The sequence below is a fragment of the Leifsonia sp. PS1209 genome (assembly GCF_012317045.1).
In the GTDB taxonomy this organism is placed as follows: Bacteria; Actinomycetota; Actinomycetes; order Actinomycetales; family Microbacteriaceae; genus Leifsonia.
Genome location: NZ_CP051154.1, coordinates 1,355,507 through 1,376,644, shown reverse-complemented (window position 1 = coordinate 1,376,644; position 21,138 = coordinate 1,355,507). Strand labels below are relative to the sequence as shown.

20 protein-coding genes and 1 tRNA gene are annotated in these 21,138 nt (G+C 68.9%); 9 read left to right on the top strand and 12 right to left on the bottom strand.

Features of this window, described 5'->3' with window-relative positions; all coding sequences use genetic code 11:
* Positions 1-42: 42 nt before the first annotated feature.
* From rho to argS, 7 genes are all read right to left on the bottom strand, one after another.
* Positions 43-2,229, bottom strand: coding sequence for a transcription termination factor Rho (gene rho / locus HF024_RS06555; RefSeq protein WP_168689039.1), 2,187 nt, complete (start codon positions 2,227-2,229; stop codon positions 43-45).
* Positions 2,230-2,448: 219 nt separating this feature from the next.
* A complete protein-coding gene (gene thrB / locus HF024_RS06550; RefSeq protein ID WP_168689038.1) occupies positions 2,449-3,411 on the bottom strand; it encodes a homoserine kinase in 963 nt (320 codons plus the stop codon).
* A complete protein-coding gene (thrC, locus tag HF024_RS06545; RefSeq protein WP_085369392.1) occupies positions 3,408-4,514 on the bottom strand; it encodes a threonine synthase in 1,107 nt (368 codons plus the stop codon). Before thrC ends, thrB begins: the two co-directional genes overlap by 4 nt.
* Positions 4,514-5,884 carry a homoserine dehydrogenase gene (locus HF024_RS06540; protein ID WP_168689037.1) on the bottom strand — a complete coding sequence of 457 codons (1,371 nt, stop codon included), beginning with the start codon at positions 5,882-5,884 and terminating at the stop codon, positions 4,514-4,516. The genes thrC and HF024_RS06540 overlap by 1 nt, the downstream gene beginning before the upstream one ends.
* Positions 5,881-7,308 (bottom strand): diaminopimelate decarboxylase, encoded by a 1,428-nt coding sequence (lysA, locus tag HF024_RS06535; protein ID WP_168689036.1) that lies wholly within the window; start codon positions 7,306-7,308, stop codon positions 5,881-5,883. Before lysA ends, HF024_RS06540 begins: the two co-directional genes overlap by 4 nt.
* Before the next feature lie 149 nt (positions 7,309-7,457).
* Entirely contained in the window at positions 7,458-8,252 is a 795-nt protein-coding gene (locus HF024_RS06530; RefSeq protein WP_168689035.1) for a DUF2993 domain-containing protein, read from the bottom strand.
* 10 nt (positions 8,253-8,262) lie between these two features.
* Positions 8,263-9,948 carry an arginine--tRNA ligase gene (argS, locus tag HF024_RS06525; RefSeq protein WP_168689034.1) on the bottom strand — a complete coding sequence of 562 codons (1,686 nt, stop codon included), beginning with the start codon at positions 9,946-9,948 and terminating at the stop codon, positions 8,263-8,265.
* Between the two features lie 157 nt (positions 9,949-10,105).
* On the opposite strand from argS, the gene HF024_RS06520 reads away from it, so the two are divergent.
* Entirely contained in the window at positions 10,106-10,726 is a 621-nt protein-coding gene (locus HF024_RS06520) for an iron ABC transporter ATP-binding protein (protein WP_168689033.1), read from the top strand.
* A gap of 58 nt (positions 10,727-10,784) precedes the next feature.
* Positions 10,785-10,860: transfer RNA gene (locus HF024_RS06515), tRNA-Arg, on the top strand.
* Positions 10,861-10,921: 61 nt separating this feature from the next.
* Here the strand turns inward: HF024_RS06515 and msrA are convergent.
* The 3 genes from msrA to HF024_RS06500 form a co-directional block, all read right to left on the bottom strand.
* A complete protein-coding gene (gene msrA, locus HF024_RS06510) occupies positions 10,922-11,467 on the bottom strand; it encodes a peptide-methionine (S)-S-oxide reductase MsrA (protein ID WP_085370919.1) in 546 nt (181 codons plus the stop codon).
* Positions 11,464-11,925, bottom strand: coding sequence for a peptide-methionine (R)-S-oxide reductase MsrB (gene msrB / locus HF024_RS06505; protein WP_085370920.1), 462 nt, complete (start codon positions 11,923-11,925; stop codon positions 11,464-11,466). The genes msrA and msrB overlap by 4 nt, the downstream gene beginning before the upstream one ends.
* Positions 11,926-12,040: 115 nt before the next feature.
* Positions 12,041-12,409, bottom strand: coding sequence for a VOC family protein (locus HF024_RS06500; protein ID WP_085370921.1), 369 nt, complete (start codon positions 12,407-12,409; stop codon positions 12,041-12,043).
* A 62-nt stretch (positions 12,410-12,471) separates the two neighbouring features.
* Here HF024_RS06500 and HF024_RS06495 point away from each other — a divergent pair, with 62 nt between their 5' ends.
* The gene (locus HF024_RS06495) at positions 12,472-12,975 is read left to right on the top strand and encodes a MarR family transcriptional regulator (protein WP_168689032.1); all 504 of its coding nucleotides are present in this window, start codon (positions 12,472-12,474) and stop codon (positions 12,973-12,975) included.
* A gap of 126 nt (positions 12,976-13,101) precedes the next feature.
* Positions 13,102-13,830 (top strand): alpha/beta hydrolase, encoded by a 729-nt coding sequence (locus HF024_RS06490; protein ID WP_168689031.1) that lies wholly within the window; start codon positions 13,102-13,104, stop codon positions 13,828-13,830.
* Positions 13,831-13,860: 30 nt separating this feature from the next.
* Here the strand turns inward: HF024_RS06490 and HF024_RS06485 are convergent, their stop codons facing one another.
* Positions 13,861-15,063: a mechanosensitive ion channel domain-containing protein gene (locus HF024_RS06485; protein WP_085370924.1), complete on the bottom strand. Its 1,203-nt coding sequence runs from the start codon at positions 15,061-15,063 to the stop codon at positions 13,861-13,863.
* Between the two features lie 91 nt (positions 15,064-15,154).
* On the opposite strand from HF024_RS06485, the gene HF024_RS06480 reads away from it, so the two are divergent.
* Complete coding sequence (locus tag HF024_RS06480) at positions 15,155-16,150, top strand: SDR family oxidoreductase (protein WP_168689030.1); 996 nt, start codon at positions 15,155-15,157, stop codon at positions 16,148-16,150.
* Positions 16,151-16,157: 7 nt separating this feature from the next.
* On the opposite strand, the gene HF024_RS06475 is transcribed toward HF024_RS06480, so the two are convergent.
* Positions 16,158-16,547: a RidA family protein gene (locus HF024_RS06475; protein ID WP_085370926.1), complete on the bottom strand. Its 390-nt coding sequence runs from the start codon at positions 16,545-16,547 to the stop codon at positions 16,158-16,160.
* Positions 16,548-16,682: 135 nt separating this feature from the next.
* Between HF024_RS06475 and HF024_RS06470 the strand changes: the two genes are divergently transcribed.
* The 4 genes from HF024_RS06470 to HF024_RS06455 are packed head-to-tail and all read left to right on the top strand — an operon-like array spanning position 16,683 to position 21,138.
* Positions 16,683-17,864 (top strand): ROK family transcriptional regulator, encoded by a 1,182-nt coding sequence (locus tag HF024_RS06470; RefSeq protein WP_168689029.1) that lies wholly within the window; start codon positions 16,683-16,685, stop codon positions 17,862-17,864.
* Between the two features lie 57 nt (positions 17,865-17,921).
* Positions 17,922-19,259, top strand: coding sequence for an ABC transporter substrate-binding protein (locus HF024_RS06465; RefSeq protein WP_168689028.1), 1,338 nt, complete (start codon positions 17,922-17,924; stop codon positions 19,257-19,259).
* A gap of 2 nt (positions 19,260-19,261) precedes the next feature.
* On the top strand, positions 19,262-20,239 hold the full coding sequence (locus HF024_RS06460; protein WP_085370929.1) for a sugar ABC transporter permease: 978 nt from the start codon (positions 19,262-19,264) through the stop codon (positions 20,237-20,239).
* Complete coding sequence (locus HF024_RS06455) at positions 20,236-21,138, top strand: carbohydrate ABC transporter permease (protein WP_085370930.1); 903 nt, start codon at positions 20,236-20,238, stop codon at positions 21,136-21,138. The genes HF024_RS06460 and HF024_RS06455 overlap by 4 nt, the downstream gene beginning before the upstream one ends.

Genomic DNA, 21,138 nt, shown 5'->3' with positions numbered 1-21,138 from the left:
CGTCGACTCCGCGGTTCTGCGGGGTCGGCGGGCACTTCTCAGCTAGCGGTGGTCGTTCTCGTGGCCGTGCGAGTGCGCGGTGCCGTGGCCGTTGGCCGGCGCGGGCATCGACTTCTGGACCTGCATCAGGAACTCGACGTTGCTCGAGGTCTCCTTGAGACGGCCGAGCACGATCTCGAGCGCCTGCTGCTGGTCGAGGCCGGCGAGGGCACGACGCAGCTTCCAGGTGATCTTGACCTCGTCCGCGCCCATCAGCATCTCTTCGCGGCGGGTGCCGGATGCGTTGACGTCGACAGCGGGGAAGATGCGCTTGTCCGCCATCTGGCGGGACAGGCGGAGCTCCATGTTGCCGGTGCCCTTGAACTCCTCGAAGATGACCTCGTCCATCTTGGAACCGGTCTCGACGAGCGCCGAGGCGAGGATCGTGAGCGATCCGCCGTGCTCGATGTTGCGGGCGGCGCCGAAGAAGCGCTTCGGCGGGTACAACGCAGAGGCGTCGACACCACCGGAGAGGATGCGACCGGATGCGGGAGCAGCCAGGTTGTACGCCCGGCCCAGGCGGGTGATCGAGTCGAGCAGCACGACGACGTCGTGGCCGAGCTCCACCAGACGCTTCGCACGCTCGATGGCGAGCTCGGCGACCGTGGTGTGGTCTTCTGCCGGACGGTCGAAGGTGGAGGCGATGACCTCACCCTTCACCGTGCGCTGCATGTCGGTGACCTCTTCCGGACGCTCGTCGACCAGGACGACCATGAGGTGCACCTCAGGGTTGTTCGTGGTGATGGCGTTCGCGATCTGCTGCATGACGATCGTCTTGCCGGCCTTCGGCGGCGCGACGATGAGGCCGCGCTGGCCCTTGCCGATGGGGGCGACGAGGTCGATGATGCGCTGCGTCAGCTTGCCGGGCTCCGTCTCGAGGCGCAGGCGCTCCTGCGGGTAGAGCGGGGTCAGCTTGCCGAACTCGACGCGGCCTGCCGCCTCGTCGATGGTCTGGCCGTTGATCGAGTCGACCTTGACGATGGCGTTGTACTTCTGGCGGGTGTTGTTCTCACCCTCGCGCGGCTGGCGGATGGCTCCGACGACGGCGTCGCCCTTGCGCAGGTTGTACTTCTTGACCTGGCCGAGGGAGACGTAGACGTCGCTGGCGCCCGGCAGGTAGCCGGAGGTGCGGACGAACGCGTAGTTGTCGAGCACATCCAGGATGCCCGCGACGGGGATGAGCACGTCGTCATCGCTGATCTCGGGCTCGAGCTCGTCTGCTCCGGTGCTTCCACGGCGCTTGCGGTCGCGGTAGCGGCTGCGGCCTGCGCGGTCGCCGTCGGCCTGGGTGTCCTGGCCGCCGTTGCGGTTCTGCTGACCGTTGCGGTTCTGCTGGCCGTTCTGGCCGCCCTGCTTCTGGTCGTCGCGGTCCCTGTCGCGGTCGGCCTGCTGGCCGCCCTGCTGGTTCTGCGCCTGCTGGGCGTCTCCGCCCTGCTGGCCGTTCTGGCCCTGGCCGTTCTTGTTGCGGTTCCTGTTGCGGTTGCGGCCCTGACGGGGCTGCTGGTCGCCGTCGCCCTGGGCGTCGCCCTGAGCCTGCGCGTCGCCCGCATCCTGCGATCCTGCGCCGTTGTCGGCCTTCTCGCCCTGGTCCTGCTGAGCGTTCTGGTCGGCGTCCCGTCCGCGACCGCGGCGGCGGTTGCGGCCCTGACCCTGGCCCTGCTCCGACTGCTTGTCGCCGTCGGCGCCGGCCTGCTGGGCGGCGGACTCGCGGTTGGCGAGCGCGGAGTCGAGCAGCGCATCCACATCCGGGATGAGCGAGTCGACGCCGGTCGCGCCGGTGTTCACGTGGGTCGCTGCTGCGATCCCGGTGCCGTCTGCGCTCGACACGCGGCGCGAGCCGCGGCGGCGGGGCGCCTGCTCGGCAGGAGCGGCGGCTGCGTCCGGCAGCACGGGCTCTCCGACGTGCGGCTCCTCCGATGCCGGCTCTGCGATGAGCGGCTCGATGAGGACCTGGGATGCTGCACGGGCGTTCTCCGCTGCCGGTGCGGCAGCGGGTGCTTCGGCTGCGGGGGTCGCGGAACCCGCGGCCTCCGCACGCGCGGCGGCGATGGCCGTCACGAGTTCGCCCTTGCGAAGCTTGGTTGCTCCCTGAAGTCCCAACTGGGCGGCGAGAGCCTGAAGCTCTGCCACCTTGAGGGAGGTCAGGTCGCTGGTGTCCACGCCCCCGGCGTGGAGTTCGACATCAGTCACTGAAGAGGATTCCTTTCCCCCGACGCGCGATTCTCGCCGTCGTTCTGGAGCACTCGTCACATGAACTACCGGTTCTGGGGTGTCACCGAAAGGTACTCGGGTGCACAGGTAGGAGTGACGGCATGATTGCTAGAAATCACCCGAAGATCAGATTCGCTCATGGAGAGGTTTCTGCGGGTGCACGCACAGTTTACCACTGATGCGGGACTGCTCTTGACGCTACGCGACCGGCGTGTCCAGCGCTTTCGCGGCGAGCTGCGAGACTGTTGCGCCCTTGAAGTCGACCGCGAGCATGAGCGCCTGCCAGGGCGTCTCCGACTGCGCGGCCACCAGCTCGGCGGCGGCGAGCCGCTGACTCGGGTCGCTGCAGAGCACCAGGATCGACGGGCCTGCTCCCGAGACGACAGCGGCGAACCCGTTCTCCCGCAGCAGCGTGATCAGCCGATCGGTCTCCGGCATGGCGGAGGCGCGGTAGCTCTGGTGGAGCTTGTCCTCCGTTGCCGCGTGCAGCAGCTCGGGGCTCTGGATGAGGGCCGCGACGAGCAGCGCGGACCGCGAGACGTTGAAGACCGCATCCTCGTGGGGCACGGACTGCGGCTGCAGGCTGCGGGCGAGCGCCGTCGACATGACGTGCTGCGGCACGAGCACGAGCGGAGAGACGCCGCGGTGCACGATCAGCTTCTTGAACCGCGGGCCCTCGGGGGTGACCCACGCGATGGTGAGTCCTCCGAAGAGCGCGGGGGCCACGTTGTCCGGGTGGCCCTCCATGTCGTTGGCGAGCGCGAGGAGACCCTGGGCGTCGATGTCGACGATGCCGTCGAGCAGCCCCTTCGCCGCCATGATGCCGGAGACGATGGCGGCACCGGAGGAACCGAGTCCCCTGCCGTGCGGGATGTTGTTGCGGGCGACGAGCTGCAGCCCCGGCATCGGGATGCCGACGGACTCGAAGGTGTGCGCGATGGCCCGGACCACGAGGTTGGTCTCGTCGGTGGGCACCTCGCCGGCTCCGACGCCGATGACCTCGACGGTCGCGCCGGGCTCGTCGCGGACCGACACCTGCAGTTCGTCGTAGAGCGCGAGGGCGAGACCGAGGGTGTCGAAGCCCGGGCCGAGGTTGGCGCTGGTCGCCGGAACCTTGACCGTGACGGCGCGGCCGCTCAGGTCGGCGGCCTGCGAGGTCACGCGGTGGCCTTTTCGCTCGCCACCAGACCGAGCACGTCGGCGATGGCGGTGGTGTCCACGGGGACGACGGTGGGCTGGACGTCGGAGCCGTCAGCGGTGCGGAGGGCCCACTGCGGGTCCTTCAGGCCGTGGCCGGTGACGGTGAGGACGACGGTCGCGCCGGCGGGGATGACCCCGGCGGCCGAGCGCTCCAGCAGACCGGCGACGCTGATCGCGGAGGCCGGCTCGACGAAGATGCCGACCTCGGCGGACAGGATGCGCTGCGCTTCGAGGATGTGCTCGTCCGAGATCGCGCCGAAGTAGCCGTCGCTGTCGTCGCGCGCGTTGAGCGCGAGCTCCCACGACGCCGGGTTGCCGATGCGGATGGCCGTGGCGATGGTGTCCGGGTCCTTGACGGGCTGGCCGAGAACGATCGGGGCGCTGCCTGCGGCCTGGAAGCCGAACATCCTGGGCAGCTTGGTGGCCTCTCCGCGCTGCAGCTCCTCGGTGTATCCGCGGTGGTACGCCGTGTAGTTGCCCGCGTTGCCGACGGGGACGATGTGGAAGTCCGGGGCGTCGCCGAGCACCTCGACGACCTCGAACGCTGCCGTCTTCTGGCCCTCGATGCGGTCGGGGTTGACCGAGTTGACGAGGTGGACCGGGTAGTTGGTCGCGAGTTCGCGGGCGATGTCGAGACAGTCGTCGAAGTTGCCCTGCACCTGCAGCAGCTGCGCGTTGTGCGCGATGGCCTGGCTGAGCTTGCCCATCGCGATCTTGCCCTCCGGCACCAGCACGACGGCCTGGATGCCCGCGTGCGTCGCGTACGCCGCGGCCGACGCGGAGGTGTTGCCGGTGGATGCGCAGATGACGGCCTTCGCGCCGTGCTCGACGGCCTTCGAGATGGCCATGGTCATGCCGCGGTCCTTGAAGGAGCCGGTGGGGTTCATGCCCTCGAACTTGACGAACACGTTCGCACCCGTGCGCGCGGAGAGCGCAGGAGCGGGCAGCAGCGGCGTGCCGCCTTCGCCGAGCGTCACGATCGGAGTGGCATCGCTGATGTTCAGGCGGTCCGCGTATTCACGCAGGACGCCCCGCCACTGACGACTATTCGCTTTCTCGGGCATTACGATCCTTCGACTCGGAGTACGGATGAGATGGCTGTCACGGCGTCGCTCGCCGCGAGAGCCTCAACGGTGGCCGCGAGTGCGGCCTCCTCGGCCTCGTGGGTGCCGATAACCAGGGTAGCGGTGGGCGCGCCGTTGCCGTGAACCGTAGCGTTGCCCGCGATGACGGCGCTCGGGATCGTGACGGGCCCGGTGGTGCTCGGCACGGACTGCTGCACCGTCTCCACGCTCACGCCGCCATCGCTCAGGATGCGCGCGACCGCGGCCAGCACACCGGGCTGGTCCGCCACATCCAGAGTGATCTGGTAGCGGGTGACGACGCGGCCGATGTCGAGCACGGGAAGCTGCGCGTGCGTCGATTCCGCGACGCCAGGGCCTCCGACCACGTGCCGCCTGGCCGCAGAGACGAGGTCGCCGAGCACGGCGGACGCCGTCTCCACTCCCCCGGCGCCAGCACCGTAGAACATGAGGTCGCCGGCGGCGGCGGACTGCACGAACACCGCGTTGTGCGCACCGTGCACGGCGGCCAGTGGATGGTCGCGGCTGATCAGCGCGGGATACACCCGCGCGGACACACCCTCCTGGCCGGTCTCCGGGTCGGTGAGGCGCTCGCAGATCGCGAGCAGCTTGATGACGGACCCCGCCTCCCTGGCCGCGTCGACCTGCGCCGTGGTGACCGAGGTGATGCCCTCGCGGTAGACGGATTCGAGCGGCACCGTGGTGTGGAAGGCGAGGCTCGCGAGGATCGCGGCCTTCTGCGCCGCATCGTATCCGCCGATGTCGGCCGTCGGGTCCGCCTCCGCGTATCCGCGATCGGTGGCGGTGGCGAGGGCGTCCTGCAGGGACTCGCCGTTCACATCCATGCGGTCGAGGATGAAGTTGGTCGTGCCGTTGACGATGCCGAGGATGCGATTGACCCTGTCGCCGGCGAGGCTGTCGCGCAGCGGCCGGATGATCGGGATGGCTCCGGCGACGGCCGCCTCGTAGTAGAGCTGGGCGCCGACCTGCTCCGCCGCCTCGAACAACTCGGGACCGTGCGTGGCCAGCAGCGCCTTGTTGGCGGTGATCACGTCCGCGCCGGAGTTGATGGCCTGCAGCACGTAGCCGCGGGCGGGCTCGACACCGCCCATGAGTTCGACCACGATGTCCGCGCCGAGGATCAGGGATGCAGCGTCGGTGGTGAACAGCTCGCGCGGCAGGTCGACGTCGCGCTGCGCATCCAGGTCACGGACGGCGATGCCGACCAGTTCGAGCTTCGCGCCGACCCGGGAGGCGAACTCGTCTCCCTGTTCCAGCAGCAGCCGGGCCACCTGCGATCCGACGGAGCCTGCGCCCAGCAGGGCGACCCGGAGGTTGCGGTACTCGATCATGCGTCGGCTCCTTCGTACGCAGCGTCGCGCATCAGCAGGTCGTGCTCGGTCTCTCCGCGCACGATGACGCGGGATGCGCCGTCGCGGACGGCGATCACGGCCGGCCTGCCCACGTGGTTGTAGTTGCTCGCGAGCGACCAGCAGTATGCGCCGGTCGCAGGGACGGCGAGCAGGTCGCCGGGGGCGACGTCGCCGGGAAGGTAGTCGGCGTCGACGACGATGTCTCCGCTCTCGCAGTGCTTGCCGGCGATGCGCACCAGCTCGGGGGGCGCGACGGACTGCCGTCCGGCGATCCGCACGGAGTAGTCGGCCCCGTAGAGCGCGAGCCGCGCGTTGTCGCTCATGCCGCCGTCGACGCTCACGTACCGGCGGATCGCGGTCTCCCCGTCGTCCTGGAACGCCACGGGCACATCCTTGGTCGTGCCGGCGGTGTAGAGCGTGAGCCCCGCACGTCCGATGATCGCCCGGCCGGGCTCGAACGCCACGACGGGAAGAGGGATGTCCAGCTCGGCGCAGCCCGCGGCGACCGTCTGCGCGATGGTCTCCGCCAGCTCCTCGATCGGCGTCGGATCGTCGGCGGACGTGTACGCGATGCCGAAACCGCCGCCGAGGTTCAGTTCGGGAACCGGCCCATCGGCCAGAAGCTCGGTGTGCACGGCGAGCAGCCGGGCGGCGGACTCCGCGAAGCCGTCCGCCCCGAAGATCTGCGAGCCGATGTGACAGTGCAGGCCGAGGAAGTTCAGCGACGCGTGGCTCCGGATGCGCGCGACGGCGTCCGCGGCGGCCGCCAGCCCGATCCCGAACTTCTGATCCTCGTGCGCGGTCGCGAGGAAGGCGTGCGTGTGCGCGTGCACCCCGCTGTTGACGCGCAGCCGCACCGACTGGACGCGACCGTGCCTGACCGCGGCCTCTGCGACGCGCTCGATCTCCTGCACGCTGTCGATGATGATGGCGCCGATGCCGAGCGAGACGGCCCTGTCGATCTCGGCGAGAGACTTGTTGTTCCCGTGGAAGCCCAGACGCTCCGGGGCGACGCCCGCAGCGACCGCGACGGCGAGCTCCCCACCGCTGCAGACGTCGATGTTGAGGCCGGCCTCGCTCATCCAGCGCGCGACCTCGATGCTCAGGAACGCCTTGCCCGCGTAGTAGACCTTCGCGGAGCCCCCGACGCGCTCGAAAGCGCCGACCAGGGCGGAGCGCACCTCGGTAGCGCGCTCCCGCGCATCCACTTCGTCGACGATGTAGACAGGGGTGCCGTAGCGGGCAGCGAGTTCGGCGGCACTCACACCACCGACGACGAGCTCGCCGTCCCGTCGTTCCACCGTGCGCGACCAGAGGCCGGGATGGAGGGCGTTGGCGTCGCCGGGAACGGCGAGCCATTCGGGGGCGAGCGGATTGGCTGCCGCATGCGTGTCAAAGGCCACTGGGAAAACCTCACGGAATGAATCGAGTGGGGATCTCTCGGAGGCGAGCGGACCCGGATTGGTCCCTGAAGCCGGTGGAGAAGTATCGGAAGTCTATCGGGGGCCGGGCTGGGGATTCGCCCGTGTTACGGACCGGGGTGCGTTGCCCGTCAGCAACTGCCCTTGCTCTTCAGCGACTTCTCGTTCACCACGAAGTCCTGCGCGTTCAGGGTGACCGTGGCCATGCCCTTGCTGATCGCGATGTCGTTCACCAGCACGCCGTCCGGGAGGTACTGGGCGACGCAGACCGGGATGGGGCCGCGGTTGGTCAGCGCTTTGACGAGGGTGGAGAGGTCGAGGGCCGTGTCGGCCGCGCCCGTGGTGACCTTCGCATCCACCGGGAGCAGGTTGACCGTCTTGCCCGCCGCCTCCGGGGAGACGGTGACCTGGTAGCCGATCGGCAGGCCGAGGAGCGAGGCGGTGCCGTCGTAGCTGATGGTGCCCTTACCGAGGGCGAGATCGCCGTCGACGCCGGGGACCGTGACCAGCTTGTTCAGCGACGACTGCGAGATGGTCAGCGCACCGTCGATGCTCTGCACCGGCTTGGAGAAGTCGGCGGGCACGCCGGTGGCCGTGACCTTGGCGTGGATGGGCGAGCCGTTGACACTCAGCGCCGGCGCATCCAGGACAACCTTCTCGAACCGGCCGCTCAGATACTGCTGCAGCACGGAGACGCCGCCGATGCTGGTCGACACGTCGCCCTTCACCTCGGCGGGGAGGCTCTTCTTCACCTCGGCCGAGATGCGCTGCTGCGCCACCTGGCGCACGATGGCGTCCGCGACGAAGAACAGCCCGACGAGCACGACGATCGGGATGACGATCCACAGCACCAGCCGCAGCGTGCGCCTCCGCTTCGGCGGCCTGGCCGTCTCCACGATCACCTCTGTCGCCTGCGTGTCAGTCATCGGCGGACGCTCACATTCTGTCCGGAGCGGAGACCCCGAGGAGCCCGAGACCGTTGCGGATGACCTGGCCGGTGGCGTCGTTCAGCCACAGGCGGGTGCGGTGCAGGTCGGTGACGGGCTCGTCGCCGAGCGGGATGACTCGGGTCGCTGCGTACCAGGTGTGGTAGAGCCCAGCGAGCTCCTCGATGTAGCGGGCGACGCGGTGCGGCTCGCGCAGTTCGGCCGCCTGCGCGACGATCCGCGGGAACTCCTGCAGCCCGCCGAGCAGAGCGGACTCGCTCTCGTGCGTGAGCAGTTCCGGCGCGAACGCGCTGCGGTCGACACCGGCGGCTGCTGCATTGGCGGCGACGGACCGGGTGCGGGCGTGGGCGTACTGCACGTAGAAGACGGGGTTCTCGTTGCTGCGCTTGCTCAGCAGGTCGAGGTCGATGTCGAGCTGCGAGTCGCTGGACGAGCGCACCAGGGCGTAGCGGCCCGCGTCGACGCCCACCGCATCCACCAGGTCGTCGAGCGTGACGATGGTGCCGGCGCGCTTCGACATCTTGACGGGCTCACCGTCGCGGACCAGGTTGACCATCTGGCCGATCAGGATCTGCAGGTTGACGTTCGGGACGTCGCCGAACGCCTCGACGGCGGCCTGGAGCCGCGCGACGTAGCCGTGGTGGTCGGCGCCGAGCATGATGAGGTTCTGCTCGAAGCCGCGCTCGCGCTTGTTCAGGTAGTAGCCGAGGTCGCCGGAGATGTACGCCGGCTCTCCGTTCGAGCGGATGACGACGCGGTCGCGGTCGTCGCCGAACGTGGTGGTGCGGAGCCAGACGGCTCCGTCCTCCTCGAAGATGTGGCCCTGCTCGCGCAGTCGCTCGATGGCGCGCTCGACGGCCCCGGACTCGTGCAGCGAGTCCTCGTGGAAGTACACGTCGAAGTCGACGCCGAAACCGTGCAGCTTCTCCTTGATCTCGGCGAACATCAGCTCGGTGCCGACCGAACGGAACACCTCCTGCTGCTCGTCGCGCGACAGGGAGGAGATGTCGCCGTCGTAGCGCTCGACCACCTGGGCGGCGATGTCGGAGATGTACGCTCCGCCGTAGCCGTCCTCCGGCGTCGGCTCACCCAGGTATGCGGCGAGGAGGCTCCTGGCGAAGCGGTCGATCTGCGAGCCGTGGTCGTTGAAGTAGTACTCGCGCGTGACGTCCGCGCCCTCGGCCTTGAGGATGCGCGCGAGGCTGTCGCCGACGGCCGCCCAGCGCACGCCGCCCATGTGGATGGGGCCGGTCGGGTTGGCGGAGACGAACTCCAGGTTGACGGTCAGGCCGTCGTAGAGGTGCCCGTTGCCGTAGTCGTCGCCCGCCTCGACGATGGTCTTCGCCAGCTGGCCGGCCGCAGCAGCGTCCAGCCGGAAGTTGATGAAGCCAGGACCGGCGACCTCTGCGGAGGCGACGCCGTCGATGGATGCGGCGGCCTCGGCGATCTCGGTGGCCAGCTCCCGCGGGTTGGCGCCGACTTTCTTCGCCAGGCGCATGGCGACGTTGGACGCCCAGTCGCCGTGCTCGCGGTTCTTGGGGCGCTCGAGGGGGACGTCGTCGATCGTGACGACGACAGCATCCCCTGCACCCTCCTCCGCGCCGTCCCCGCGTCGCCGCTCGACAACGGAGGTCACGATGTCGAGCAGGGCAGCAGAGAGGTCAGCAGGAGTCACGATCAACGATTCTACCGGGCACGCGCTGCATCGATTGCCTAACGAACGGGCCGCGACGGCCGGTCCTCTCCGCCCGGCTTGATAGGGTCATCGCGATGTGCGCCGCCGCGCATCCTCTCGCAGTGAATCCCGACCATCCGACGGAGAACGAACACGCATGGCCAACCCCACCAGAACCGCCGCCCGAGCAGCGGCTGCCGTCACGGCGATCCTCGCCTGCACCCTGGCCATGACCGCGTGCGCCAGCCCGTCGAAGAGCGCGGGAGGCTCATCGTCCCCCTCCGCCTCCGCGAACGCGGGAGGCACGAAGGCGCCGACGCCCACGCCCACCCCGACGCCGACGGACCCGCCCACCCCCGTCACCCTCACCTGCGACCAGATCGTCACGCCGGACCAGGCGTACGCATACAACCCCAACTTCGGCACGGACCCCGGATACCAGCCCAAGGACGGCAGCCTGGAGAAGCAGGTCGCCGACTGGAAAGGCGTCACCTGCGCCTGGCTCAACCAGACCAGCGGCGACGTGATCGAGATCGCGGTGGCGCAGCCCCCGGCGAGCGCCCTCGAAGGCCTGAAGAACGCGGCGGTCACCGCAGCGACCCCGGTGCCCACCTACGGCGTTCCCCCGGAGGTCGAGGGATACTTCAAGCAGGGAACCCCCGGTCAGGTGCAGGTCTTCCGCGGCGCATACTGGATCGTCTCCGACTCGGCCGCCTTCTTCGAGCCGGGCGACGCAGCTCCGCTGATGGAATCGGTGCTCGCCAACCTGCCGAAGTAGCGCCCACCAGAAGGTGCGAAAGGTGCGTCCCGCGGGATGCTAGCCTGGATGCACCCTGGCCCCCATAGCTCAGGGGATAGAGCGTCTGCCTCCGGAGCAGAAGGCCGTAGGTTCAAATCCTACTGGGGGCACCAGATACGACGAGAGGCCGCCCCAAACGGGACGGCCTCTCGTGTGTTTCAGGAACGGGTTCCGCTACGAAGCGACTTCCTCGCGGCGCGGGAGCTTCCAGCCGGGGCGCACGTAGTGGCAGGTGTAGCCCCACGGGATGCGCTCCAGGTAGTCCTGGTGCTCGGGCTCCGCCTCCCAGAACGGACCGGCGGGCGACAGCTCGGTTACCACGGGGCCCGGCCAGAGTCCGGAGGCGTCGACGTCGGCGATGGTGTCCTCCGCCACGCGGCGCTGCTCGTCGGTCTCGTAGAAGATCGCGGAGCGGTAGCTGGTGCCCACGTCGTTGCCCTGGCGGTTCTTCGTCGACGGGTCGTGGATCTGGAAGAAGAACTCCAGCAGGTCGCGGTAGCTGACCTTCGACGGGTCGAAGACGATCTCGATGGCCTCGGCGTGGCTGCCGTGGTTGCGGTACGTGGCGTTCGGCACGTCGCCTCCGGTGTAGCCGACACGGGTGTCGAGCACGCCGGGGCGCTTGCGGATCAGGTCCTCCATGCCCCAGAAACAGCCACCGGCGAGGATGGCCTTCTCCGTGGCGGGAGTGGCGGGGGTGGTGGGTGTTGCGTCGGTCATCGGGTGACCTCCTCATTCTCGAACAGGTGACGATAGTCGCCGTAGCCCTCGGTGTCGAGGTCGGCGAGCGGGATGAAACGGAGGGCGGCGGAGTTGATGCAGTATCGCATCCCTCCCGCCTCGGCGGGGCCGTCGTCGAACAGGTGGCCGAGGTGGCTGTCCCCGTGAGCCGAACGGACCTCGGTGCGCACCATCCCGAACGTCCTGTCGCGCTTCTCGACGATGTTGGCCGGGTCGACGGGCACGGTGAAGCTCGGCCAGCCCGACCGGCTGTCGTACTTGTTCACCGAGGCGAACAGCGGCTCTCCGGAGACGATGTCGACGTAGAGACCCGCCTCCTTGTTGTCCCAGAACTCGTTGCGGAACGCCGGCTCCGTTGCCTCGCGCTGCGTGACGGCGTACTGCTCGGGGGTCAGGCGGGAGACTGCATCCTGGGTCTTGCGGTAATCGTGTGACACGTGATCCTCCTCGACGGGGTTCCGGCGCAGCTGGCTGCTGGGCCGTCAGAGAATAGAACACGGCGAGGCGGACGGTTGGTCCCGCTGAAACTGTGTGTTCCCTGGCAATGACCGATCAGGCGCGGTCGTGCAGGGTGACCTGGTAGCCGTCCGGGTCGGCGAAGGTGAAGGTGCGGCCGAACGGGCCATCGATGGGCGCGGAGACGATCGTGCGGCCGTCCGCGACCAGGGCGTCGTGGATGTCCTGGACGTCGGTGGCGTGCAGCCAGAGCGCGACGCCGATGCCCGGCTGCGAGACCGAGGCCAGGTCGGTGCCTTCCACGATGTCCCTGAGCGCGAACGCGATCGGCTTCGTGTCGAAGACGACGGCGTGCGGAGGGCCGGCCGGGGAGCGGACGAGCCCGAGGTACTGCTCGTAGAACGCCTGGGATGCGTCGAGGTCGCGCACCTGGATGGAGATGAAGTCTGGGCCGATGGCTGGCATGGTGTGTTCCTTCTTGTCGTGTCAGTTTTCTGACATGGCTGACTCTATGTCAGACTACTGACATGAGTCAAGACGGTGCCGGCGTCGACCTGGAGACGTCACTGGGCTATCTGCTGAAAGAGGCGTCGAGCGCGCTGCGATCCGCGATGGAGGACGTGCTTCGTCCCCTCGGGATGAGCGTGACGCACTACTCCTGCCTGGAACTGCTCGCGCAGCGGCCGGGGCTGTCGAACTCCGAACTCGCCCGCGGCGCGTTCGTCACCAGGCAGACGATGAACGTGCTGCTCCAGGCCCTGGAACGCGACGGCGTCGTCACCCGGCCCGCCGAGGCGCCCGTCGGCAAGGCCCTCCCCGCGCGGCTCACCGCGCGCGGGCGGCGCGAGCTGGAGAAGGCGACGGCGGCCGTCCGCTCCGTCGAGCTCAGGATGCTGGGCGGCATGACGGCGACGGAGCAGGCGGACGCGTTCCGCAGCCTGCAGAGCATGATCGCCTCCCTGCGCGGCGGCGACGTGGAGCGCGACGCGGAGCCTGACCCAGAGCCCGACCAGGAGTCTCTCCCCCGCTGACGCCCTCTTCCGCTCGTTCCCCCGGCCGGTCTAGTCTGTGCACGTTCCATCACCACCACACCCACCGCTGAGCACGCGGTACCCCGATGGGAGCGGCCGCGGACCGGCACGAACGAAGGAACCTTCATGTCCGCGAAACCCACCATCGTCCTCGTCCACGGAGCCTGGGCAGACGCCTCCAGCTGGAACGCCGTCGCCAGTGCCCTGCAGCAGCAGGGCTTCGAGGTGCTCGCCCCCACCAACCTGCTCCGCAACCCCATCAGCGATTCGGCCTACGTCGCCTCGTACGTCGCGCAGCGCACCAGCGGTCCCGTCGTGCTCGTCGGCCACTCCTACGGAGGCGCCGTGATCAGCGGGGCCGGGCTCGGCGGCGGGGACGTCAAGGCGCTCGTCTACGTGGACGCCTTCATCCCGGAGGAGGGCGAGACGGTGTTCTCGATCCTGGGCGGCTCCGGATCGGCGTTCGACGTTCCGGACCCGTCGACGGTGTTCGACGTCGCCGGCTACCCGGGAGCGCCGGAGGGCGACGCAGAGGCGTTCCTGAAGCCGGCGACCGTGCACACGGCGTTCGCGCAGGACCTCCCGGAGGCCGACCGGCTGCTCATCGCCGCCGGCCAGCGCCCGATCACGTTCGCGGCGAACACCACGCCGATGGGCGCCCCCGCCTGGCGCACCCTGCCCTCCTGGACGGTCATCGGCACGGAGGACAAGGTGATCCCGCCTGCGACGCAGCGCAGCATGGCGGAGCGGGCGGGCTCCACGATCACCGAGGTCGCGGCGTCGCACGTCTCGATGGTGTCGCATCCCCAGGCCGCGATCGACGCGATCCTGGCGGCGGTGGATGCGGTGAGCTGAGCAGCGAAGTCGGGCGGCGGGGCCGCGCCGTCACCGGGGGTCGGGCTCGTCGACCCCATCCGGTTCGTCGTCACGGACGATCGGGATGGACTCGGTGAACTGCGCGGCCCTCTGCTCGCCCTCCGGGGTGCCGCTGAACAGGCCGGCCTCCTGCTGCGCCCTGGCGCGCGGAGGCGGCGTCAGCTGGTCGGGCGCCTCCACCATCTCCACCCGCGTGCGCGGGAGGGATGCGGTGCTGTACCGCTGCATCCAGTCGATCAGGCGTTCGCGCACCAGGCAGCGCAGGTCGAACAGGGTGGGGGCATCCCGTGCCGTCACCAACACGCGCACGCGCACCCAGCCGGAGACCGCATCCGTCACCTGCAGCACGCCGGTGCGGCCGTCCCAGAGGTCCGTCGAGGCGAGCACGCGGTTGAGCTCCGAGCGCATCCCTCCCGGCGAGACCCGCCAGTCGAGGTCGAACTCGACGGAGCCGAGCAGTTCGCTGTGCTGCCTCGTCCAGTTCTCGAACGGCTTGGTGGTGAAGTAGCTGGACGGAAGCACGAGACGGCGGTCGTCCCAGATGTGCACGACCACGTAGGTGAGGGTGATCTCCTCGATCGTGCCCCACTGCTGCTCCACCACCACCACGTCGTCGATCCGGATGGCGTCGCTGAACGCCAGCTGGAGCCCGGCGAACAGATTGCCGAGCGTCGACTGGGCCGCGACACCGGCGATGATGCCGATGACACCGGCGGAGGCCAGGATGCTCGCGCCGGCCGCCTGCAGGGCGGGGAAGGTCAGCAGGATCGCGCCGAGGCCGATCACGACCGCCGCGACGATGGTCAGCCGCCGCACGATGAGCACCTGGGTGCGCACCTTGCGCGCGTAGCGGTTGTCCGGCACATCCAGCCGGTAGCGGGCGAGGCCGAGATCCTCCACATAGACGGCGAGGGCGGCTGCGAACCAGACGCCGGCGGCGATGGTGAGGATGAGGAAGGTGTGCTGGACGGCGTCACGCCATCCGGCCGGCACGTCCCGCGGCAGGGTGATGGCGACGGCGATCCAGAGCACGATCACCATCAGGAGGATCCGGAACGGGATGCGCGCCCGCGTGATCAGCAGGGCCGCCCACGCCCTGCGCCGCGCGATGGTGCGGAAGACGGCGCCGACGATGGCGGTGATCACGATGGCGGCCAGGACGGCCACCACGCAGGCGACGGCGAGACCTGGCCAGGAACGCAGGACGAACACGGGGGCTCCTTATCGGGGATCGGGTGTGCCCCGGAGTGTACGCGCGGGCTACGCTGATGCATCGGGGGAAGTCGACGACGAAGGAGTACGCATGGCAGCGACACGGTCACTTTTCATCGGCGGCACGGGGGTCATCAGCTCGGCCTGCGTCGCCAGATCTCTCGAGGCGGGACACGAGGTGACCGTCATCAATCGCGGCAATTCGAGCATCCGGCCGCTCCCGGACGGGGTGGAGGTGCTGCACGCGGACATCCGGGAGCCGGAGAGCGTGCACGCGGTGCTCGGCGAGCGCAGCTTCGACGTGGTGTCGGAGTTCCTGGCCTTTACGCCCGAGCACATCCAGACCGATTTCCGGCTGTTCGAGGGCCGGGTCGGGCAGTACGTGTTCATCAGCTCGGCCTCGGCGTACCAGACGCCGCCGTCCCGCCTTCCGGTGACGGAGTCGACACCCCTGCGCAACCCGTTCTGGCAGTACTCCCGCGACAAGATCGCCTGCGAGGACCTGCTCGTCGAGGCGTACCGCGAGCGGGCGTTCCCGATCACGATCGTGCGCCCGTCGCACACCTACGACCGCACGATGATCCCGACGAGCGGGCACTGGACCGACCTGGCCAGGATGCGCCGCGGCGCCCCCGTCGTGGTGCACGGCGACGGGTCGAGCCTCTGGACCATCACGCACAACACCGACTTCGCCGTCGCGTACGTCGGCCTTCTCGGCCGCCCGGAGGCGGTCGGCGAGGCGTTCCACATCACGTCGGACGAGGCGCCGACCTGGAACGAGATCTACGCGTACCTCGCGGAGGGCCTGGGAGTCGAGGCGGAGCTGGTGCACGTCGCCAGCGAGTCCATCGCGGCCGTGGTGCCGGAGCTCGGCCCCGGTCTGATCGGCGACAAGGCCAACTCGATGGTGTTCGACAACAGCAAGGTGAAGGCGCTCGTGCCCGAGTTCCGCGCGACGGTGCCGTTCGCGAAGGGTGCAGGCGAGATCGTCGAGTGGTTCCTCGCCGATCCGTCCCGTCAGCGTCTCGATCCGGACCTCGACACCGCGTTCGACCGGCTGGTTGAGCACGCGCGCGCCTTCGGGTAGAGCAGGATCAGTCGGGAACGGCGGCCACCGCTTCGATCTCGACGAGCGCGCCTGCGCGTGCCGGGGTGACGGAGAGCACTGTCACCGCTGTGCGGTGCGCTCCCCACACGGCGCCGGTGGCCGCGTACGCCTCGCCGGGGTCGACGCCCACCGCGAGATAGATGGTGAGCTTGGCCACGTACTCGGGGCCGCTGCCTGCCTCGGCGAGCACGGCGAGGACGTTCCGTAGCGCCTGCTCGGTCTGCGCCTGCAGGCCGTCGAGCAGTGCTCCCTCTGCGTCCGTGCCGTTCTGCCCGCCGACGTAGAGCGTGCGCCCCTGCTCCACGAGCATCCCCTGGGCGAACGCCGGACTGGCGTGCAGGCCCGGCGGGTCGACGGGCGTCGGTCGTGCGGTCATGGCGTGCTCCCCTCGTCGCGATACGTGCGTCCGATTGTGCCCGCATCCCCCGACATCGAAACAGCCTCTTTACTATTAAGAAACTTTCCTGATACATTCACCACGCACGATTGTTCCAACGAAGGGATGTGCGCGATGGCCACCAGACCAGTACCGGGAACCCCCTCCTGGCTCCGCGAGACCAATGACCGCACAGCCCTGTCCCTGCTGCTCGAGCACGGGGTGCTCACCCGCAACAGGATCGGCGAGCTCTCCGGCCTCTCCAAGCCGACTGCGGCCCAGATGGTCTCCCGGCTCGAAACCGCCGGGCTCATCCACGCGGTGGGCGAGGTGTCAGGTGGCCGCGGCCCGAACGCGGCCAGCTACGCCGTACGCACCGACCGGGTGCTCGGCGTCGCCGTCGACATCGACGCGACCACGATCCGCTCCACCGTCGTCGACGCGAGCGGCACGGAGCATCCCATCGCCGCCACTCCCCTGCGGGTGACCGATCCTGACCGCACGCCGGAGTCCGACGTGCGCGCCGCAATCGACGGCGCGTGCGAGGCGGCGGGCGTCGCGAGCGACAGGGTCAGCGCCGTCTGCGTCGGCGTGCAGGGCGCCCTCGACCCCCGCACCGACGAGCTCACGTTCATCGAAACGCTCCCCGGCTGGCCGATGCAGGGCATCACCGCGCACCTCGAAGACGCTCTCGGCATCTCCGTGCACATCGACAACGACGTCAACCTCGCCGCCATCGCCGAGCGCACGGACGGCGTCGGGCGTGACACCGGCGGCTTCGCGCTGCTCTGGATGGGAGACGGCCTCGGCCTCTCCGTCGACCAGGGCGGCTCTGTCCACCGGGGTGCGTCGGGAGGCGCTGGCGAGATCGGCTATCTGCCGATCCCCCGCAGCGCCGCCGAACTCGACCAGGACGCCCACGACCTGCAAGACCTGATCGGCGGCCCGACCGTCGCGCGTCTGGCCGAGCGCCACGGCATCCACGCCGCCGACTACACCGCCGCCGTCGAGGCCATCCCCGGCTCGCCGGCCCGGGATGCGCTGCTCGCCGAACTCGCGCCGCGCATCGCCGTCGGGGTCGTCCCCGTCCTCGCCCTGCTCGACCCGGAACTCGTCGTGCTCGGAGGGCCGACAGGACGCGCGGGCGGCGACAGGCTCGCCGAGCTCGTGAGCGCGGAGCTCCGCGCATCCTGGGGGTCGTCCACCGTCGTCGCAACCGGCGTCCCCGCCCATCCCGTGCTCAGAGGCGCACGAGAGCACCTGCTCGCCGAGGTGCGCAACGCCCTCTTCGCCGAAGTCTCGAGGATCTCCGCGTAACACAGCACCACCCGTCCATTGCACGCATCACGAACTGGAATCAGTGAGGAACCACCCGTGAAACACCGTCAACGTCACATCATCGCCACCGTCGCGGTCGCCGCGGCGGCGGCTCTGACCCTCGCCGGATGCTCCGGCGGCGGCAGCAGCGCCTCCTTCGACGCGAGCACTCCGAAGGAGCTGTCCGGCACCGTCTCGTTCTGGCACTTCTTCTCCGACAGGGAGGCGAAGGTCATCCAGTCTGTGGTCGACGACTTCGAGAAGAAGAACCCGAAGGTCAAGGTCGAGGTGCACTCCGGCCAGGACGACGAGAAGCTGCAGAAGGCCATCGCCACCGGGAGCAAGGTGGACGTCGGGCTCTCGTACTCCACCGACATCGTCGGCAACTTCTGCTCCAACGGCGCGTTCCGCAGCCTCAACACGGTGATCAAGCGCGACGGGGTGGACATGAGCCAGTTCTCGCCCACCGTGAAGTCGTACACCGAGTTCAAGGGCACCCGCTGCGCGATGCCCATGCTGGCCGACGTCTACGGCCTCTACTACAACAAGGCACTGCTGTCCGCGGCCGGGTTCACCGCACCGCCCAAGACGCTGTCCGAGCTGGAGTCGATGGCGGAGAAGCTGACCACGTTCAACCCGGACGGCTCGATCAAGACCCTCGGGTTCAACCCGACGATGGGCTGGTACGAGAACGCGGCAGCGCACTACGGCCCAGCGGCGGGAGCCGAGTGGCTGAAGCCGGACGGAAAGAGCGCGATCTCGTCCAGCCAGGGCTGGACCGAGCTGATGGAGTGGCAGAAGGCCTACGTCGACAAGATCGGCTGGGACAAGCTGAACACGTACACCTCCGGTCTCGGCCAGGAGTTCTCCGCCGACAACGCGTTCCAGACCGGCCAGGTCGCCATGAACATGGACGGCGAGTACCGCACCGCCTTCATCGCCGACCAGGCGAAGAACCTCGACTACGGCACAGCGCCGTTCCCGACGGCGGACGACCACACCGAGCTGTACGGCGGCGGATACATGACGGGCAACATCATCGGCATCTCGAAGGGCTCCAAGAACCCGGAGCTCGCCTGGGCGCTGCTGAAGTACCTGACCACGGACACGGATGCCGTCGTCAAGCTCGCCAACGGCCTCAAGAACGTGCCGACCACGAAAGACGCGCTGAACTCGCCGAAGCTCGAGGTCTCCGAGCAGTACAAGACCTTCCTCGACATCGCGTCGGACAAGAATGTCGCCACCACCCCGGCCAGCCCGCTCGGCGCCGGATACCAGCAGTCGTTCCAGGACTTCTGGAACAAGTACCAGAGCCAGGGCGGAGACCTGCAGGCAGGACTCAAGAACGTCGACAAGCAGATCAACGACGCGCTCGCGCTGACGACCGGTCCGTAACGATGACGACAACGGCACTCCGGGAGGGGCGGGCGGCACGCGTCCGCCCCTCGCGGGCCCGCACCAAGCGGAAGCTCGTCACGCTGGCGCTGCTCGCGCCGGCCCTGCTCGGCCTCGCGATCTTCTTCGTGTACCCGCTGATCGCATCCGTCTACTACTCGTTCACCCGGTTCGACCTCGTGTCGTCACCGCAGTGGATCGGCCTGCGCAACTACCAGTACCTGTTCACCCAGGACCCGAACGTCTGGCAGGCCACCCTCAACACGCTCTGGTTCGTCGTGATCTGGGTGCCGGTGAAGGTGGCGTTCGCGCTGCTGATCGCCGGGCTGCTCGCCCGGGCGAAGCGCGCATCCGGATTCTGGCGGACGCTGTTCTACCTGCCGGCGCTCGTGCCGCCGGTGGCGAGCGTCGTGGCGTTCGTGTTCCTGTTCAACCCGGGAACGGGACCGGTGAACCAGGTGCTCAAGTTCTTCGGCATCCAGGGACCGCTCTGGTTCAACGACCCTGCGTGGTCGAAGCCGTCGCTCGTGCTCCTCGGCGTGTGGGTGATGGGGGACATCATGATCATCTTCCTCGCCGCCCTGCTCGACGTCTCCAAGGAGCAGTACGAAGCAGCATCCCTCGACGGCGCGAACGGCGTGCAGAAGGTGCGATACGTCACGCTGCCGAGCATCGCCCCCGTGCTGCTGTTCTCGGTGGTCACCGGTGTGATCGCGGCCATCCAGTACTTCACGGAGGCGGCCGTCGCCTCCGGGGTCGCCTCCGGCAAAGCGGTGATCGGCGAGGGCATCAGCAACAACCTCGGCTATCCGGACGGCTCGCTGCTGACGTACACGCAGTGGCTCTACGTGCGCGGCTTCGGCACATACCAGCTCGGATACGCGTCCGCGCTCGCCGTGCTGCTGTTCGTCGTCGCCGCCGTCATCCTCATCCTCCTGCTGCGCCGCTTCAAGGCGTTCACCCCGGAAGGCGCACAATGACCTCCGCAACCCTGACCAAGCCGCAGGCTCCCCCCGCCCAGCGGCAGGGACGCATCCCGACCCCGCGGTCGCTCCGCAGCAGGCGCGTGCTGGCCTGGATCGCCGAGCACATCGTGCTCGTCGCGCTCGGCATCCTGTTCGCCGCACCGATCGTGTTCGTGTTCCTCACGTCGCTGATGTCGAGCGAGCAGACGCTCACCGCGTCGCTCTGGCCGCAGCCGTTCCAGTGGGACAACTACGTGAAGGTGTTCACGACCGTGCCGCTGCTGCAGTGGTTCGGCAACTCGGCGCTGTACGCGATCCTCGCCACGGCCTTCATGCTCGTGTCGAGCGTCCCGGCCGCGTACGCGCTTGCCAAGATCAAGTTCCGCGGCTCCGGTGCGCTGTTCACGGTGATCATCATCGCGATGCTGCTCCCCCCGCAGGTCACGGCCATCCCGATCTACGTGATGTGGTCGCAGCTCAACCTGACCGGCACGCTCTGGCCGTTGATCCTGCCGAACCTGCTCGGCGACGCGTTCTCGATCTTCCTGCTCCGGCAGTTCTTCCTCACCATCCCGAGCGAGTACGCCGACGCGGCGAGGATCGACGGCAACGGCGAGTTCGGCGTGCTCTGGCGCGTGGTGCTTCCGATGGCGAAGCCGGGCATCGCCGCGACAGCGATCTTCATGTTCTTCAACTCGTGGAACGACTACTACGGCCCGCTGCTCTACACGTCGGAGAACCCGGCCGCGTGGCCGGTGGCATACGGGCTGGCGTCGTTCCGCGGGGTGCACGGCACCGACTGGGGACTCACGATGGCGATGACGATGCTCGTCACGATCCCCGTCGTCCTCATCTTCTTCTTCGCCCAACGCGTCTTCGTCGAGGGCATCACACTCACAGGCGTGAAGGGATAG

Coding starts and splice junctions, on each gene's coding strand:
- thrC (WP_085369392.1), bottom strand. CDS start 4,514: ATGCCCGAGAAAGCGAATAGTCGTCAGTGGCGGGGCGTCCTGCGTGAA.
- HF024_RS06540 (WP_168689037.1), bottom strand. CDS start 5,884: ATGATCGAGTACCGCAACCTCCGGGTCGCCCTGCTGGGCGCAGGCTCC.
- HF024_RS06530 (WP_168689035.1), bottom strand. CDS start 8,252: ATGACTGACACGCAGGCGACAGAGGTGATCGTGGAGACGGCCAGGCCG.
- HF024_RS06520 (WP_168689033.1), top strand. CDS start 10,106: ATGGCCAACCCCACCAGAACCGCCGCCCGAGCAGCGGCTGCCGTCACG.
- msrA (WP_085370919.1), bottom strand. CDS start 11,467: ATGACCGACGCAACACCCACCACCCCCGCCACTCCCGCCACGGAGAAG.
- HF024_RS06500 (WP_085370921.1), bottom strand. CDS start 12,409: ATGCCAGCCATCGGCCCAGACTTCATCTCCATCCAGGTGCGCGACCTC.
- HF024_RS06495 (WP_168689032.1), top strand. CDS start 12,472: ATGAGTCAAGACGGTGCCGGCGTCGACCTGGAGACGTCACTGGGCTAT.
- HF024_RS06490 (WP_168689031.1), top strand. CDS start 13,102: ATGTCCGCGAAACCCACCATCGTCCTCGTCCACGGAGCCTGGGCAGAC.
- HF024_RS06480 (WP_168689030.1), top strand. CDS start 15,155: ATGGCAGCGACACGGTCACTTTTCATCGGCGGCACGGGGGTCATCAGC.
- HF024_RS06475 (WP_085370926.1), bottom strand. CDS start 16,547: ATGACCGCACGACCGACGCCCGTCGACCCGCCGGGCCTGCACGCCAGT.
- HF024_RS06470 (WP_168689029.1), top strand. CDS start 16,683: ATGGCCACCAGACCAGTACCGGGAACCCCCTCCTGGCTCCGCGAGACC.
- HF024_RS06460 (WP_085370929.1), top strand. CDS start 19,262: ATGACGACAACGGCACTCCGGGAGGGGCGGGCGGCACGCGTCCGCCCC.
- HF024_RS06455 (WP_085370930.1), top strand. CDS start 20,236: ATGACCTCCGCAACCCTGACCAAGCCGCAGGCTCCCCCCGCCCAGCGG.